Origin of the sequence: Chryseobacterium sp. BIGb0232 (assembly GCF_024810195.1) — a bacterium.
GTDB classification, from domain to species: Bacteria; Bacteroidota; Bacteroidia; order Flavobacteriales; family Weeksellaceae; genus Chryseobacterium; species Chryseobacterium pennae.
Genome location: NZ_JANUEH010000002.1, coordinates 594,071 through 610,721 on the forward strand (window position 1 = coordinate 594,071; position 16,651 = coordinate 610,721).

Annotated in this window: 14 protein-coding genes; 9 read left to right on the forward strand and 5 right to left on the reverse strand. The window is 36.5% G+C overall.

Features of this window, described 5'->3' with window-relative positions; all coding sequences use genetic code 11:
• Positions 1–102 precede the first annotated feature (102 nt).
• The 3 genes from cobC to cobT are packed head-to-tail and all read right to left on the reverse strand — an operon-like array spanning position 103 to position 2,429.
• Positions 103–657 carry an alpha-ribazole phosphatase family protein gene (cobC, locus tag M2372_RS08725; RefSeq protein WP_123319932.1) on the reverse strand — a complete coding sequence of 185 codons (555 nt, stop codon included), beginning with the start codon at positions 655–657 and terminating at the stop codon, positions 103–105.
• A complete protein-coding gene (locus M2372_RS08730) occupies positions 642–1,424 on the reverse strand; it encodes an adenosylcobinamide-GDP ribazoletransferase (RefSeq protein ID WP_123319933.1) in 783 nt (260 codons plus the stop codon). Before M2372_RS08730 ends, cobC begins: the two co-directional genes overlap by 16 nt.
• Positions 1,425–2,429, reverse strand: coding sequence for a nicotinate-nucleotide--dimethylbenzimidazole phosphoribosyltransferase (gene cobT / locus M2372_RS08735; RefSeq protein ID WP_123319934.1), 1,005 nt, complete (start codon positions 2,427–2,429; stop codon positions 1,425–1,427). It abuts the gene before it with no gap.
• A 344-nt stretch (positions 2,430–2,773) separates the two neighbouring features.
• On the opposite strand from cobT, the gene M2372_RS08740 reads away from it, so the two are divergent.
• From M2372_RS08740 to M2372_RS08750, 3 genes are read left to right on the forward strand one after another with little or no spacing between them, the layout of a single operon-like run.
• On the forward strand, positions 2,774–3,523 hold the full coding sequence (locus tag M2372_RS08740) for a nucleotidyltransferase domain-containing protein (RefSeq protein ID WP_123319935.1): 750 nt from the start codon (positions 2,774–2,776) through the stop codon (positions 3,521–3,523).
• A gap of 42 nt (positions 3,524–3,565) precedes the next feature.
• Entirely contained in the window at positions 3,566–4,297 is a 732-nt protein-coding gene (locus tag M2372_RS08745) for an ATP-grasp domain-containing protein (protein ID WP_123319936.1), read from the forward strand.
• 28 nt (positions 4,298–4,325) lie between these two features.
• Complete coding sequence (locus M2372_RS08750) at positions 4,326–5,402, forward strand: DNA polymerase beta superfamily protein (RefSeq protein ID WP_123319937.1); 1,077 nt, start codon at positions 4,326–4,328, stop codon at positions 5,400–5,402.
• 57 nt (positions 5,403–5,459) lie between these two features.
• Here the strand turns inward: M2372_RS08750 and M2372_RS08755 are convergent, their stop codons facing one another.
• The gene (locus M2372_RS08755; RefSeq protein WP_123319938.1) at positions 5,460–5,804 is read right to left on the reverse strand and encodes a TfoX/Sxy family protein; all 345 of its coding nucleotides are present in this window, start codon (positions 5,802–5,804) and stop codon (positions 5,460–5,462) included.
• Between the two features lie 146 nt (positions 5,805–5,950).
• Here M2372_RS08755 and M2372_RS08760 point away from each other — a divergent pair, with 146 nt between their 5' ends.
• From M2372_RS08760 to M2372_RS08785, 6 genes are all read left to right on the forward strand, one after another.
• Positions 5,951–6,466, forward strand: coding sequence for a DUF2975 domain-containing protein (locus tag M2372_RS08760; RefSeq protein ID WP_123319939.1), 516 nt, complete (start codon positions 5,951–5,953; stop codon positions 6,464–6,466).
• Position 6,467: 1 nt separating this feature from the next.
• Positions 6,468–6,671: a helix-turn-helix transcriptional regulator gene (locus M2372_RS08765; RefSeq protein ID WP_045494476.1), complete on the forward strand. Its 204-nt coding sequence runs from the start codon at positions 6,468–6,470 to the stop codon at positions 6,669–6,671.
• Positions 6,672–6,883: 212 nt separating this feature from the next.
• Positions 6,884–7,756, forward strand: a complete 873-nt coding sequence (locus M2372_RS08770; protein ID WP_123319941.1) for an ABC transporter ATP-binding protein — start codon at positions 6,884–6,886, stop codon at positions 7,754–7,756.
• Between the two features lie 2 nt (positions 7,757–7,758).
• Positions 7,759–10,923, forward strand: a complete 3,165-nt coding sequence (locus tag M2372_RS08775; RefSeq protein ID WP_123319942.1) for a M1 family aminopeptidase — start codon at positions 7,759–7,761, stop codon at positions 10,921–10,923.
• A gap of 169 nt (positions 10,924–11,092) precedes the next feature.
• Positions 11,093–11,533, forward strand: a complete 441-nt coding sequence (locus M2372_RS08780) for a MarR family winged helix-turn-helix transcriptional regulator (protein ID WP_123319943.1) — start codon at positions 11,093–11,095, stop codon at positions 11,531–11,533.
• Between the two features lie 6 nt (positions 11,534–11,539).
• Entirely contained in the window at positions 11,540–13,954 is a 2,415-nt protein-coding gene (locus M2372_RS08785) for a TonB-dependent receptor (RefSeq protein WP_148060780.1), read from the forward strand.
• A gap of 264 nt (positions 13,955–14,218) precedes the next feature.
• Here the strand turns inward: M2372_RS08785 and M2372_RS08790 are convergent, their stop codons facing one another.
• Positions 14,219–16,516 (reverse strand): polyribonucleotide nucleotidyltransferase, encoded by a 2,298-nt coding sequence (locus tag M2372_RS08790; RefSeq protein ID WP_123319945.1) that lies wholly within the window; start codon positions 16,514–16,516, stop codon positions 14,219–14,221.
• Positions 16,517–16,651: the final 135 nt, after the last annotated feature.

The window sequence follows — 16,651 nt, forward strand, 5'->3', positions numbered from 1 at the left end:
TGTTCAATAGATTTGAACGGCATTTTTCTTTTAACTAGTGATTTTATTTAATCTCTCGCTGATTTTGCAGATAAAGCAGATTATTTTTAAAACCACTGTTTGTCATACATTCACCTTTACAACAGAAAAATGTCCTTCATTCACCTGAATAATCACTTTTTTTCCATAATCAATCCGGATGCTGAACATATTCTCTAGTGGAAACTGCAATACATACTGAAGAATCAAACGAATTACACCGGCATGGGCAATAATCAAAACTTTTCCAACTTCTTTTTTAGTAACCAATTCGTTCCAAAAACTGAGTACACGAAACTGCATTTCAAGAAGGTTTTCACCACCTGAAGCTTTTACATTAATAAAATCTTCATACCAAGGATTGATCTCTTCTTCCGGAATATCAGACCATTTTTTCAGCTCCCAGTCTCCAAAATTCATTTCCCGAAGTCTTTCATCGGTTGAATAATTAAACTTAAAATGTTCTGCCATAAGACGGCATCGCTTTGCCGGGCTTGAAATCACTAACTCAAAATCATTATCCAGATGCAAACTTTCAAAATCTTCTGAATAATCTTTACGTAAGGGCATTTCGGCAAATCCATAACACAGATTTTCCGGATTATCTACAACAGTATGACGAATCAGATGAATTTCCATACAATCATCGTTCCTAAGTAAAATAAAACTTCAGTTACCTGCTGCACAGCTCCCAGACAATCTCCGGTATACCCTCCGATATGTTTTTTAAAATACCATCCCATACAGATCTTTCCTAAATAAGCCAGTGCAAAAGCCAGTATCAGGCGCCAGTCTGGTATTAGGGCAAAGGAAAGTAAGACTCCCATAAAACTTACCAAAAGAGCCATACCATCCAAGGGTTTATTCGCCAGAGGCTTTGATTTGCTTACATCAATATCTGTCACATACTGATGGGTATAAATCATCGTTCCTGAAATAAAACGGCTTGAAGTATGTGCCAGAATAACAATTCCCAGGGTCTTTATCAAATCAACTGTTCCCAAAGCCTGAATACTGAAGAATTTCAAAGCAAACAATAAAATAATCCCAATCGTTCCATAGGCTCCTACTCTACTGTCTTTCATAATGGTAAGAATTTTTTCTTTTCCATATCCGCCTCCGAAACTGTCACACATATCCGTAAAACCATCCTCATGGAAAGCTCCGGTTAGAAGGACACTGCCAATCATCATCAGAACAATTCCTATTTCAAGATTAAAAAGCTGAGAAAAAAGGTATAAAATCCCTGCATTAATCAACCCTACCAACAATCCGATCCAGGCGAAATATTTCTGGGATTTATTCATGATCTCACCGGAATACGGAATAGTGAACGGAATGGGAATTCTGGTGAAGAACATCAGTGCCGTTGCAAAATAGATCAGTTCATTCTTTAAAGTCTTCATTTATTCTTTATTTGAAACGTGAGCATCTTCAAAACTGGACATTTCATTCAGGAAATTGACTGCACTTTGAATAAGCGGATACGCCAATGCACAGCCTGTACCTTCACCCAAACGTAAATTAAGGTTCAATAAAGCTTTTTGTCCCAATAATTCAAGAAGCTGAAGGTGGGCATTCTCATCACTTACATGACAGAATATACAGTTTTTCAGAATTTCAGGATTCTTTTTCCATGCCATAGCGACTGCAACGGTAGCAATAAATCCGTCTACCATAATTAACATATTCTGACGGAAGGCCTCTTCCATTGCACCCATCATCTGGGCAATTTCCAACCCGCCAAAAGTCCTGGCAATTTCATCAGGAGTTCTGATGTCCGAATATTTCTCTATGGCTGCTGATAAAATATTGATTTTGTTCTGAAGCTGATCATCATTCAATCCTGTTCCACGACCAATACAGCTAGCAATGGGAATATCAAATAGTTTACTCATCATCAGAGAAGAAGCGGAAGTATTCCCAATTCCCATTTCACCAAATCCAATAATGTTGCATCCTGTTTCAGCAATCTCTGCCACTACCGAGTTTCCATTCTGCAAAGCCTTTTGATATTCTTCAGAAGTCATCGCTGGTTCCTCCAAAATATTACGGCTGGATTTTCTGATTTTTTTATCGATTAGCTCCAACCCTTTCGGAAAATCAAAGTTGACTCCGGCATCTACAATCTTAATTTCAATATTATGCTGTCTGCAGAATACATTAATAGCCGCTCCACCACCCAGAAAATTCATTACCATCTGATAGGTTACCTCCTGCGGATAGGCACTTACTCCTGCTGTTGCAATCCCATGATCAGCGGCAAAGACCACCAGATGCGGATTTGATAATTGGGGGGAAGTAGTATTTTGAACCATCCCAATTCTGTGGGCAAGATGCTCCAGATGTCCTAATGCGCCTAAAGGTTTTGTCTTGAAATCAATTTTATGCTGTAGTTCGGTCGTCAACATGGGTATAAAGTAGTTATGTTAAATAGAGAAAGTGCAATATTAGTGAAATAAGGGGTATTCTGGGTAATGGATGGAGGATGTATTAAGGAGAAAAGAGATAATAGACGAAGAGATGAGAGACAAGAACCGCGAAAAGGAAGCTGAGAACTATATTTTAGATTTGAGACTGTTGAAAAACCTTGACAACCTTTAGGCTTGGAGTGTTTGAGAGTCGGAGTGTTTGAGCGTAAGATTCTTTTATATTGTAATAAAAATATTATAACCCCTCCATTCTCAAACTCAAAACAACTACGTAAGAACATTGCGCACAATCATCATTACTTTGCATTATAAAATTGAAAACAATGACACCAAAAATACTAGAAAAAATAAAAGAAGTGGAGGCAGCACGAGGCGTAGAAGTCCTTCTTGCCGTTGAATCCGGAAGCAGAGCTTGGGGTTTTGCCTCTCCTGACAGTGATTATGACATACGTTTTATATACCACCATGAAAAAGACTGGTATCTTTCGCCTTGGGATAAGGATGAAACGATAGAATTTATGACCGAAGATGACCTGGATGGTTCCGGATGGGATCTCAGAAAGACTTTTCACCTTTTGCTTAAATCGAATGCCGCTTTACTGAGTTGGTTCTACTCGCCTATCGTTTATACAGAAAACGCAAAGTTTGTGGAGCTTTTCAAACCATTGGCTGATGCTTGCTTTTCTCCGATAGCCGTTTCCTATCATTATTTAAGCATGAGCAAAAAATATCTGGAAGCCTGCAGAGCTGATGAAATAAAATTAAAAAGCTATTTTTATTGTCTTCGTACTGCATTAACCGGAAAATGGATCATAGAAAAAGGAACAGTTCCACCTGTGTTGTTCAGTGAATTACTTGTCTTAATAGATGACAATACCAGAACAAAAATAGAAAATCTTGTAGCCCTAAAAGCTACCAAAGGAGAAGCTTACTATCACCCGAATGATTGGGAATTGTTTGATTTTTTAGAGAAAACGATAGCTGAGAATGAGGAGAAGTCAAAGGGTTTGAGAGGTGGAAATGCTGATAAGAAGGAGATGGAGAGGGTTTTTAGGGAGATATTGAAACTTTAAATAAACAGAAAAATACTATTAACATTTTTAAAATAACATCAAATGAAAAATATAATCGCTCTCTCTCCTATGTATACGGAAGACAGCAATAATCTTAAAAAAGCATCTCTCAATTCACCATATGAACTGAGCCGTTTCAACGCAAAATGGAACGTCCCTGAAGAGTTTCGTTCAGATGTAATTGCTGTTTATGGTGAAGATATCTACTCCGAAATTGTTGCTGAACAATGTAATCTGACCTTAACAAAACCAAAGGATAACTGGCTTGCTGATATTTCAGAAGAATTTACAAAACGTAAAATTACCTACGGACAATTAAGAGACTTTCTGCAAGAAGAAGATATTTTCATTAAATGTTCTGACTTTAAAAGTTTTAAAGCAGGAGTTTATCATAAGTTGACAGACATCAAAGGTTTTGATACTGTAGATTTGAACTCGAACGTTTTCACTTCAGAAGTAGTAGAATGGGATCTTGAAGTAAGATGCTTTGTCCTTAATAAGGAAATAAAAACATATTCTTCTTATTGGAGAAACAATAGCTTTGATACCAATTCATTATCTGAAACAGAACAAAAAGATATGTTTGGGTTTTTCAATAATTTCATGAAACAATATTCTGACACATTGCCCAAAGCAATTGTTCTGGATTTTGGAATCATCAAAGGAAAAGGCTGGGCATTAATTGAAGCTAATCCGGCATGGTGCTCAGGATTATATGCCTGTGATGCAGAAAAAGCACTGGAAGTTGTTGTCAAAAGCTGTATTAAAAACTAATTTAAAAAATATTATTTGAATAATTAAAATGACCATCCAAGACCTAAAAAATAAAAACCTCCTCCTCTTCGAAGCCATCTCCGGAAGCCGTGCTTTCGGGTTGGCAACGGAAACTTCGGATACAGATATCCGTGGCGTGTATTATCTGCCGAAGGAAGATTTCTTCGGACTGAACTATATTCCACAGATTTCCAATGAGACGAATGATATTACCTATTATGAAATTGGAAGGTTTGTGGAGCTATTGCAAAAGAATAATCCCAATATTCTGGAGGTTTTAGCAAGTCCTGAGGATTGTATTCAGTATAAACATCCGCTGATGGATCTACTGAAGACTGAAGACTATCTTTCTAAGTTATGCAAAGACACTTTTGCCGGATATGCTATTTCCCAGATTAAAAAGGCGAAAGGTCTTAATAAAAAGATCCTGAATCCTATAGACAAAGAAAGAAAATCTGTTCTTGACTTCTGTTTTATTCTGGATGGACAAGGTTCTGTTCCTTTGAAAAAATGGTTCTTGGAAAACGGAAAAGTTCAGGAAAAATGTGGCCTAACAAGCATTGACCATACCAAAGGGATGTTTGCATTATTTTATGATGAATCCCAGATATTGGGTTATAAAGGAATTATTCAGCATGAAGAAGCGAATCAGGTTTCGGTATCTTCTGTTCCAAAGGATGAAAAGCCTTATGCTTACCTGTTCTGTAACCTCGATGCCTACTCTACTTACTGTAAAGACTACAGGGAATATTGGAAATGGGTTGAGGAACGCAATGAGAACCGATACAACGTCAACCAAAATCATGGACAGAACTACGACAGCAAGAATATGATGCACACCATCCGTTTGCTGCAATCCTGTGAACAGATATTTACAACCCAATCCCTTCAGATTCGGGTAGAAAACCGGGATGAATTGCTGGATATCAAAGCCGGAAACTGGCCGTATGAAGTGGTGATGCAGAAAGCTGAAACCCTTATTGAATCTATTGAACTTCATCATTCCGTTTCTCATCTTCCTGAAAGTCCTGACCTGGAAAAAACCACTAAAATTCTGGTTGACATAAGAGAAAAACTATACGGAGGAATCATCAGTAATGAGTAATACTAGTGGGAAACTACAACTGTGGCCTCCCACTCTAATACTCTAATACTCTCAAAACTACCTCTTCTTCGAAGCCTTCGCTATTTTGTTAAAATCAAGACAAATTCTCATCCAATATTCAAAATCTTCGGGTTTCTGAAAACCAATAGGCTCTACATAACAGTATTCTTTGAGCTGCTTTCCTCTCATCATCATAGGAAGAAACCCCATTTTCTCTGCTACTTCTTCTTCCTTTTCAGGATTATAACGGCACATCAGGTTATCATGACTGATGTTGATACACATTTTATCATTCACCAGAAATGCCAGTCCGCCAAACATTTTCTTTTCCTCTACTTTAATATCTTTCACTTGAGCTAGCCACTCTCTCACCCTGTCAGCCAATTCAGTATTATAAGCCATGATGATGATGTTTTAATAGTAAAGATAGCGATTATTATGATGGTTTTCTGATTCCTAATTAATGATAAAAATAAAATTTTATTTAAATTAATTATTGTTTTACGATAATTAATTATACATTTGCAATACTAATTAATGATCGTGTCATGAACCAGACCAAAGTTATTTCCCGAATTTTATTTTATATCTGCTCGGTAGTATCGGCCGGATATTTAATCATCGTCTTGTATTCCATGCTCTGCCTGGCTACAGATTTTTCTGTAACACCTTATGGAAACGGGCAATATCTCCATATCAATTATCCATTCACTGAGCAGCCGTTTTTGAATATAGAAGATAATTATCCCTATATCATTTTTTCATTTCTGTTGGTTTTATTTTCCTATGGAATCTTTTTCTGGCTTTCAGCAAAAGTTTTCAGAGTATTCTTCCAGCCGAAGCTTTTTACCCAAGAGCATGTATTGCATCTTAAGAGATTTTACCTGTATAATATTTTCATTCCGCTTCCACTGGTAAGTATCGCGAGTTTCTTCGTGGAAGTAGAAAGTATTATTTGGGGACTGGTGTTTATTCACTTTATGCTTGGAATTTTCTGTCTGTTTCTTGCCAATATCTTTAAGCAAGGACTACATTTGCAAAACGAACAAGATCTATTTATTTAAAATGCCAATTATAGTCAACTTAGATGTCATGTTAGCCAAACGAAAAATGCAGAGTAAAGAATTGGCAGAAAAACTGGGAATCACTCCCGTTAACCTTTCCATCCTGAAAACCGGAAAAGCCAAAGGAGTACGCTTCGATACCCTGGAAGCCATCTGCAAAATCCTGGAATGCCAGCCCGGAGATATCCTGGAGTATAAAGAGTAGAATTCAAAGTTCAAGGTTTAAAGTGCATCGTTTAAGGTTCTCATCCTTTCAATAGTTTGGTATTTGAAAGCTGAAAGTCTTTTCCTTTGTTCTTTATTTTTGAATCTCTAAGTCTCTCATCTCTTCGTCTATTATCTATCCGTCTCTTTAATTCAACATAACTGTAGTCCTCAAAAGGATTGCCTGTTCTTCTATTACCCAAACTCAATATTATGAATACCTTATCAATCAACAACCTAAACCTCACCTACAAAAATGGTTTTCAAGCGATTAACAACATCTCTTTAGAAATAAGCAACGGAATGTTCGGACTGTTGGGACCCAATGGAGCCGGAAAATCATCACTCATGAAAACTATTGTAGGATTACAGAAACCGACCTCGGGAAGTATTATTTTTAATGACATTGATAGTATTAAAAACCCTGAGTACATCAAACAAAATTTAGGATTCCTGCCCCAGGATTTTGGAGTATATCCTAAAATTTCCGCGTATGACCTTTTAGACCATATTGCTGTTCTGAAAGGAATTACAGGTAAAGCCCAACGTAAAAACCAGATTGTAAAGCTGCTTGAAAAAGTGAATCTTCAGGATTTTCAAAACAAAGAAGTTCATACTTTTTCCGGTGGAATGAAGCAGCGTTTTGGAGTTGCCCAGGCATTATTGGGAAATCCTAAAATTATTATTGTAGATGAACCCACAGCCGGTTTAGATCCCGAAGAACGAAACCGTTTCAATATTCTCCTGAATGATATAAGCCGCGATGTTATCGTTATTCTTTCCACGCATCTGGTGGAAGATGTGAGAAATCTGTGTTCAGAAATTGCAGTAATGAACCACGGGCAGATTCTCAGAAAAGGAGAACCCAAACAATTGATGGCTGAATTAGAGAATAAAATCTGGTCAAAATCCCTGGAAAAAAACGAGTCGGAAAACAACTATTCGCACTATGAAGTCATCAGCAGGCAATTGATAGAAAGAAAGTTCCATCTTACTGTATTTTCTGAAGACTCACCTCTCGATTTTAGCCCTGTAAGTCCTTTACTGGAGCATTTTTACTTCTATACTTTAACGCAAAAACCTTAATCATGAATGCCATATTTTCTTTTGAAGCCAAACGCAGTACAAAGCATTGGCTTAGTTATCTTGTTGCCTTAATCCTTGTATTTCTGGGTATTTTCTGTGGAAACCAATTCAACCTTTCCGTTGGAGAAGGAATCTATTTAAATTCACCTTATACCATTGGATTCATGACCGGAATGCTAAGCCTTTCCATCATATTTTTTGCAACAGTTTATGCTTTACAATTATTATTTAAAGACTATGATTCAAAATTTGACACAGTACTCTTTTCATTTCCTATTACCAAAAAAGCTTATCTCAAAGGGAAATTCTATCTCTATTTTCTGCAGACCTTTTTTAGCTTTTCCTTTTTGATGCTGGGATTTGTTATAGGCCAGAGCCTTCGGACCGGAAGTGAAATGCAAAACGGATTCAGTATAGGGTCCTATTTCTATCCTTTAGTTATTTTTGGATTCCTCAATAGTCTTTTGGTCTGCAGTTTTCTTTTTTTACTTTCATTAGTCATCCGGAAAAAGCTGTTGGTAGTAGCGGGTGGTTTGCTACTTTATATTTTCTACATGATTATTCTACTGTTTTCCAACTCCCCTTTTATGGCGGGAAGCATGCCACAATCATTGGAAACCCAGCAATTATCAGCTATTGTTGATCCGTTTGGGTTATCCTCTTATTTTTTTGAAGCAAGACTATTAACCGTTTCCCAAAAAAACACACAGACTATCCCTTTTACTGGCTATTTACTGCTTAACAGGGTTTTCTGCCTGCTTCTGTCTGCAATACTTTTATTCCTTAGTTTAAAACAATTTTCATTTTCAACTACATCCGGACAGAAAGTAAAAAAAGGAGCTCACCAGGCCGGTTATCAGTCGAAATTAATATCCACAGATTACTCCAGGGTACAACCTCATTTTGGAAGATTGTCTTTTCTGCAATCCATACTATCCTTTGCCAAAATTGATTTAATTTACCTGTTCAAAAGTATTACGATTCCTGCAGTTTCTATGCTCCTTATATTTTCTGTAGGAATGGAAATGTACGCCGAAATTGAAAAAGGAATCCGTCTGCCACAGAAATATGCCAGCTCAGGGCTTATGGCCACAACCATATCAGAGAATTTTCACTTACTCGGATTACTGATTACAGCCTATTTTCTTAATGATTTGTATTGGAGATCAAAATCATCGGGTTTTTTCCTGATCGAAAACAGCACTTTTTTCTCAAAGAATAAATTAACAGGACATTTTATCTCCATAAGTATTTTGTTGTGTTTTTTTACAGGAATTTTAATTGGAGAAGGAATTATTTTTCAGGCTGCTTATCAGTATTTCCATATCGATTGGAATGCTTATCTGGCAGTTTTTCTTTTCAATACTTTTCCATTGATTTTATTTGCTGGTTTTATCCTATTTATTAATGACATCATCCCTAATAAATTTATAGCTCTCGGTTTATCTGTACTTGCCGTTTTTATCCTTGCAGGGCCTGTTTCCGGTAAGATTATCCCTTATCCGCTTTTTAGAATATTTTCTGATTTCAAAGGCAGCTACAGTGATTTTAATGGGTATGGACTCTATGAAAAAGCCTTTGCCCAAAGACTATTGTTTGGAATCGGACTCATTGCTTCATTATGGGCATTGAATACTATAATTAAATTTAAAAAACTCCCTGTTGCCCAATCTGTTTTCACTATTATTCTGCTCATCTCAGGGATGATATCCGGAAGATATTTCATGGAAGGGTATATTCCCAAAGATGATGAAAAAGAGGTCTTGAATTCCGTTCAGTATGAAAAGAGTTTTCGAAAGTATGAAAACCTACCACAACCTGATATTACTGACATTACCACTGATATTCAACTAAATCCGTCAAACAATTCGTATGTGATTTCCGGAAAATATATCCTTAAGAATCAAAAAGAGAAAACCATTCATAGCATTCTTATCAATTTCCACCCTGATCTGAAATTGAAAACCGCTGTTTTTAAAACTGGAAATGAAATGATACAACTTAATGAAAACACTTATGAGATTTTATTAAAAGCAGGTTTACATCCTAATGATACTGCCACTTTGGATTTCGAGATCTCTTATCAATGGTATGCTGTAAATGGACACCAATCTTTTAACTCGATTATAGAAAATGGATCATTTATGAGAATCAGCAGGTATTACCCAACCATTGGCTATCAAAAGGATGATGAAGTTCAGGATCAAAATCTACGGAATCAATATGGACTTGGAAAACTGGCAGAATTGAAAAAGCCTGAGGCTGCCGAAGTAGTAAAAAAGGATTTCATCAATCTTGATATGACAATTTCTACGGAAAAGGCTCAAACAGCTATAGGAACCGGGGATCTCATTAAAAAATGGACACAATCAGGCCGGAATTATTTCCGGTATAAAGCAAAAAATATCCCTTTCCGTTTTGCTGTTTCTTCTGCAAAATATCAGACAAAAAGTATCCATTACAAAGGAATTGAAGTCAATGTATTTTACCATCAAAAACATTTTGAAAATGTAGATCATTTGCTGAAAAACGCCCAACTTACCCTGGATTACTGCCAGCAGAATTTTGGAAAATACCCTTTCAAAACAATCAATTTTGCTGAGATTTCTTCTTTTACCAAGGGCTTTGCTGCTACGGCTTATCCTTCTTCGATTTTCATGCCTGAAGACATGGTTTTTCATGCTAATATTCATGCGGATAAAAAGCAGGACGTGATTAATGAGCTTGCCGGACATGAACTTTCCCATTTGTGGTGGGGAAACAGCCAGATTAATCCCGATAACAGAGAAGGTGCTGTAATGCTTACGGAAACCCTTGCCATGTATACTGAAATGATGCTCTATAAAAAGATGCACGGAAAAGCAGAAATGATGGAAAGAATACAGGTACATCAACAAATCTATGATAATGAAAAAGGGCTCTCTGAAGAACTTCCCCTCTACAGGGCTACCGGAGATGTTCCTCATATTTCCTATTCCAAGGGAGCAGTAGCTATGGTTAAATTAAGTGACCTGATGAGTGAAGACAAGCTGAATATGGCATTGAAAAATTTCCTGAACGATAATCAATATCCGAAGAAGCCGGCTTCAACTGATCTTCTTCGTGAATTTTACAAGGTTTCGCCTGGTTTGAAAAAACAAATTGATCAATTATTTAAAAATCCCTAAATAGTTATAATGAGTGTAAAAAACTTCCACGACAGTAAAAAAATGTAAATGCTATTCTATTTTTTTAATTTTTAATAAAAATATTTTCAAAAAGTTGTAACAAAGAAAAACTGTGATCAACTAATTAATTGATATATCAATAATTGATAAGTCATTTTAATTAGAAAGTATGGAAAAATTAAATTCAATTATATTCTACAACATAGACAAAGCCATCAGAGCCTATAGAAACTATGCACAACGCCAACTGAAAGCAAGCGGTTTTACGATCACTATCGATCAGTGGCTTATCATCAAAGCAATTCTGGAAAACCCGGGAATTACCCAGAATGAAATTGGTGATCTGGTTTTCAAGGACAATGCATCTGTGACGAGAATTATTGATTTAATGGTAAAATCTGAATATATCACAAGACATGTTCATCCTGATGACCGCAGAAAAACGAACCTGCAAGTAACAGATTCCGGAAAAAAAGTCATCAAAGAGGTTCAGAATATCGTCGAAAATAACCGAGAGGTTGCTTTGGAAGGGGTTTCGAAGGAGGAACTTGAAATGATGTATTCAGCTTTACTTAAGATTTCAGAAAACTGTCTCAACCCTAAAAATTAAAACACTGTGACCAGAATATTTACACTCATCTTTCTCTGGATGCTGCTGCTGTTCACCAGCTTATTGTCAGCCCAGACTATGCAGAATTTTTCCCTTTCGGGAAGTATTAAAACGGACAAGGCGGAACAAATGGAGATCAACCTTTTGGATGCTGAAAATAAATTAGTAAAAACGGAAATTGCAGATTCCAACGGGAAGTTTGATTTCAATGATGTTAAAAGCGGAACCTATCATTTAAAAATCAGCAGAAACGGATCTGAGGTTTATCAATCAGACCATATTTCATTGACTGATAATACTACTCTTCCTTCAATTGATCTTAGTATAAAATCTATTGAAGGGGTAACGATCACCAAAGCCAAACCTATGATTGAAAGGCAGGATGGTAAAATGATTTTAAACGTAGAAAACAGTATTGCAAGCACAGGGAACTCTGCTTTTGAGGTATTAGAAAAAGCTCCGGGAATCAATATTGATAACAATGACAACATCAGTCTTCGTGGGAAAGGAAATCTCCTTATTCAGATTGATGGGAAAAATACACCAATGACCGGAAACGACCTAGCTAACTATCTTAGGGGAATTCCTTCCTCAACGATTGATAAAATAGAATTTATCACCAATCCTTCCTCAAAATATGATGCTGCCGGATCTTCTATTATCAACATCAAGCTTAAAAAAGAACAGAGAAAAGGCACAAACGGAAGTATTTCCACATCTTTAGGAATGGGTAAATATGTGAAGAACAATAATAGCATCAGCATCAATCACAGAAACAAAAAGATCAATATATTCGCCAACTACAGTTTTGCGTACAGAGAAGCTTATAACGGACTGGTTCTGGACCGTAATTTCTATGAAAACAATAACTTTCAGAAAGCCTATATACAGGACAACTATCTGAAATTTAAGTTTAATAATCACATCGCCAAAGCGGGAATGGATTACTATGTGAATGATAAAAATGTATTGGGATTTTCAATAGGACTGGTTTCCAATAAATTCAATCTTAACGGTGACAATTTCAATACAACACTGGGCAGTAATCATGCTCCTGAGAGTACTTTTAATACCCAAAATACATCTAATGATAGCTGGACCAACGCTTCTTTTAACCTCAACCATAAATACACTATTGATTCTTTAGGTTCAGAAATTTCTACCGATTTTGACTACATCAACTATTCCAATTCCTCTTTACAGAATTTTGAAACGAGAACCCATCAGATCATCAGCGGAACGGATCAACTTGATATCATGAAGGGAGATATGAACGGAAAATTAAATATTTATTCCTTAAAATCTGACCTTACCAAAAATTTCAAAAATGACTGGAAGCTTGAAAGTGGAATTAAAACGAGTTTCGTAAAAACAGATAATGACATGAAGTTTTTTGATGTCAATAACGGAAACCTGGTTCCTGATCTTGGTAAGACCAATCATTTTATTTATGAAGAAAACATCAATGCCATCTATGGGAATGTATCTAAAAAATGGGATAAAATTAAAGCTACGGCAGGTTTAAGACTGGAAAACACCAATGTAAAAGGAACCCAACTGGCCACCAATCAAGTGAATAAACGAAACTACACCCAGTTATTTCCAAGTGCTGTATTATCATATGATCTGACAGAAAAAAGCAACCTGGAAGTAAACCTTAGCCGAAGAATTACAAGACCTAGCTATAATCAGTTGAATCCATTTAAACTTTATCTTGATCCTACAACAATGAGATCCGGAAATCAGGACCTGAATCCGCAGACTACAATGAATTATGAACTGACCTATAGCCTCAGCAATAAATATTTTGCGACATTAAGCTATAGCAGAACCTCAGATAACATTACAGACATCCTGAAACCCATCGTTGAAAATGGCCAGAATGTAACGGTACAAACCTTTGAAAACCTTAACTCGGTTTCGTATTACGGATTATACCTGATTGCTCCTGTAAAAGTTACCCAATGGTGGGGTATGAATAACAGCGCCAATTTCTATTATGGTACCTATACCGGAAATGTTTCCGGAACACAGATTAATAATAAAGGAAACTTTACTTTCAATATCAATAGCATCAATTCATTTAAATTAGGAAACGGATTTACAGCAGAATTAACCGGAAATTACAAGGCTAAAGAAGTGTATGCTTATCTGAACGTAAGCCCCAATTGGTACTTGAATATTGGTGCACAGAAGAAGTTTAAAAACAACAGTACCTTGAAATTCTCTTTCACAGATGTATTCTTTACAAGTAATATAAAAGGGCAAACCATTTATAATGATTATCTCGAAAATTTTGCAGTGAAAAGAGATACACGCGTGGTGACACTTTCCTATACTTACAATTTCGGGTCTTCTAAGAATGGGCAGCCGAGAAAAACCGGCGGTGCTGAGGATCTTAAACAGAGAATTGGAAGCTAAATTTTGTAGAGCTGTTGAATAGCCACGAATGCACGAATAATTTTATTTACAAATAAATTCTATGTGCCTATGTAGTTAAAATTAAAGTATTTTTTAAACCACATAATAACATATAATAAAGTCATTCGTGCGTTCGTGGCAAAAAAATAAAGCAGCGTGATGTTTTAAGCTCTTTGTAGCTTTGCATTTTCCAACAAGTAAACCATCTAAAAACAAAGAAATCCCTCAATTTTGAGGGATTTCTTTTATATCTAAGAATGATTCTTATGCTTCAGTAGAAGGTTCCTGATTTTCTACAGGTCTTTCACCTTGTGGTCTATCTTGTCCTTCTGGTCTTCTCTGTCCTTCCGGTCTTCTTTGTCCATCTGGTCTTCCTTGCCCTTCAGGTCTTCTTTGTCCTTCCGGTCTACCCTGTCCTTCTGGTCTACCTTGTCCTTCTGGTCTTGGAGGTCTTGGTAAAAGAACTTTACGGGAAAGTTTCATTTTCTTGCGGTCATCATAACCCATAAATTTAACTTCTACTTCATCACCTTCAGCATAAGGAACTTTGTCTAAACGAGCCCATTCAATTTCAGAAATATGAAGAAGTCCTTCTGTTCCTTTAGCAATTGCAACGAATGCACCAAAGTCCATTACTTTCACTACTTTTCCGTTGTAAACTTCTCCTACAACCGGTACGAAAGTAATTTCATTGATTCTTGCAACCGCAGCATTGATTTTCTCTCTGTCTGTTCCTGCAATCTCGATACGTCCGATCTCACCAATTTCTTCAATAGCAATAACCGTATCTGTATCTTTTTGCATCTGCTGAATAATTTTTCCTCCAGGCCCGATTACAGCACCAATGAAGTCTTTAGCGATCTCCATTACCACCATTTTCGGAGCGTGAGGTTTCACATCTGCTCTTGGCTCAGAAATAGTTTCAGTGATTTTATTTAAGATGTGTAATCTTCCGTCTTTAGCCTGCATCAAAGCTTTTTCCATGATATCCATAGAAAGACCCTGAATTTTGATATCCATCTGACAAGCAGTGATACCGTCTGCAGTACCTGTTACTTTAAAGTCCATATCTCCAAGATGATCCTCATCTCCTAAGATATCAGAAAGTACAGTGAATTTACCAGATTTTGCATCTGTGATCAATCCCATTGCAATACCTGAAACAGGTTTTGTAATCTGAACCCCAGCATCCATTAATGCTAATGTTCCTGCACAAACTGTTGCCATTGAAGACGAACCGTTTGATTCAAGAATATCAGAAACAATTCTGATGGTATATGGATTTTCTTCAGGAATAACTGCCTGTAATGCTCTTTGAGCAAGGTTTCCGTGTCCTACTTCTCTTCTTGAAGTACCTCTTAAAGGTCTTGCTTCACCTGTAGAGAATGGAGGGAAGTTATAATGTAGGAAGAATTTCTCGTCGTGCTGAGAAATAACGCTGTCTACCATGTTTGCATCTTTTACAGAACCTAACGTTACTGCTGTTAAAGACTGAGTTTCACCTCTTGTAAACACTGCAGAACCGTGAGCTCCCGGAAGATAGTCAATTTCTGACCAGATTGGACGGATCGTTTGAGGATCACGACCATCAAGACGGATATTGTCTTCAAGGATCATCTGACGCATTGCTTCTTTTTCTACATCATGATAATATACTTTTACGAAAGGAGTTACTCTTTCCAATTCTTCTTCATTATCAGCATATTGAGCTAAAAATTCTTCACGAACCGCTTTGAATTTCTCACCTCTCTCCTCTTTACCAGATGGAGTTCTTGCTACTTCATATACTTTATCGTAAGTTTCTTTCCAAACTTTTTCACGAATTTCTTCGTCATGGTTTTCGTGAGAATATTCTCTTTTAGGGAAAGCTTTACCTACTTTTTCTGCTAGTCTCTCCTGAGCTTCGATTTGCTTTTTAATTTCAGCATGACCAAAATTAATAGCTTCTAACATTTCCTGCTCAGAAATTTCTTTCATTTCTCCTTCTACCATTACGATGGAGTCTTTAGTAGCTCCAACCATAATATCCAATTCAGAATTTTTTAATTCTTCATAACTTGGGTTGATAGAAAGTTGTCCGTCAAATCTTACCACTCTTACTTCAGACATAGGTCCGTTGAAAGGAATATCAGTAATGGCAATAGCTGCAGAAGCTGCTAAACCAGCTAAATCATCAGGAATTGTTTTTCCGTCATAAGAAATTAGAGAAATCATCACCTGAACTTCAGCGTGGAAATCTTCAGGAAAAAGCGGACGTAGTACTCTGTCTACTAAACGCATTGTTAAAATTTCCTGATCTGAAGGTCTTGCTTCTCTACGGAAGAAGTTTCCAGGAATTCTTCCACCTGCATAGAATTTTTCTCTATAATCTACTGTTAATGGTAAAAAATCTACACCAGGATTTGCTTCTTTATTGGCTACAACAGTTGCTAAAAGCATTGTTCCACCCATCTTTACTACCACAGATCCATCAGCCTGCTTAGCCAATTTCCCTGTTTCAATAGTGATTTCTCTGCCATCAGCAAGAGTAATCAGCTCTGTAAACGCTTGAGGTATACTCATAAATTTGTCTTCTTAATACTCCGTATTGAGTATGAATTAATATTTAAACTCTTTAAATTTCGTGTGCAAAGGTACTATATAATAATGATATATTAAATTTTTCAATTGCATAAATAGGCCCTTAAAATACAAAAT

What these genes read in the sequence shown, in the direction of transcription:
- cobC (WP_123319932.1), bottom strand. Translation starts at nt 657, where the DNA reads ATGGAAATTCATCTGATTCGTCATACTGTTGTAGATAATCCGGAAAAT.
- M2372_RS08730 (WP_123319933.1), bottom strand. Translation starts at nt 1,424, where the DNA reads ATGAAGACTTTAAAGAATGAACTGATCTATTTTGCAACGGCACTGATG.
- cobT (WP_123319934.1), bottom strand. Translation starts at nt 2,429, where the DNA reads ATGTTGACGACCGAACTACAGCATAAAATTGATTTCAAGACAAAACCT.
- M2372_RS08740 (WP_123319935.1), top strand. Translation starts at nt 2,774, where the DNA reads ATGACACCAAAAATACTAGAAAAAATAAAAGAAGTGGAGGCAGCACGA.
- M2372_RS08745 (WP_123319936.1), top strand. Translation starts at nt 3,566, where the DNA reads ATGAAAAATATAATCGCTCTCTCTCCTATGTATACGGAAGACAGCAAT.
- M2372_RS08750 (WP_123319937.1), top strand. Translation starts at nt 4,326, where the DNA reads ATGACCATCCAAGACCTAAAAAATAAAAACCTCCTCCTCTTCGAAGCC.
- M2372_RS08755 (WP_123319938.1), bottom strand. Translation starts at nt 5,804, where the DNA reads ATGGCTTATAATACTGAATTGGCTGACAGGGTGAGAGAGTGGCTAGCT.
- M2372_RS08760 (WP_123319939.1), top strand. Translation starts at nt 5,951, where the DNA reads ATGAACCAGACCAAAGTTATTTCCCGAATTTTATTTTATATCTGCTCG.
- M2372_RS08765 (WP_045494476.1), top strand. Translation starts at nt 6,468, where the DNA reads ATGCCAATTATAGTCAACTTAGATGTCATGTTAGCCAAACGAAAAATG.
- M2372_RS08770 (WP_123319941.1), top strand. Translation starts at nt 6,884, where the DNA reads ATGAATACCTTATCAATCAACAACCTAAACCTCACCTACAAAAATGGT.
- M2372_RS08775 (WP_123319942.1), top strand. Translation starts at nt 7,759, where the DNA reads ATGAATGCCATATTTTCTTTTGAAGCCAAACGCAGTACAAAGCATTGG.
- M2372_RS08780 (WP_123319943.1), top strand. Translation starts at nt 11,093, where the DNA reads ATGGAAAAATTAAATTCAATTATATTCTACAACATAGACAAAGCCATC.
- M2372_RS08790 (WP_123319945.1), bottom strand. Translation starts at nt 16,516, where the DNA reads ATGAGTATACCTCAAGCGTTTACAGAGCTGATTACTCTTGCTGATGGC.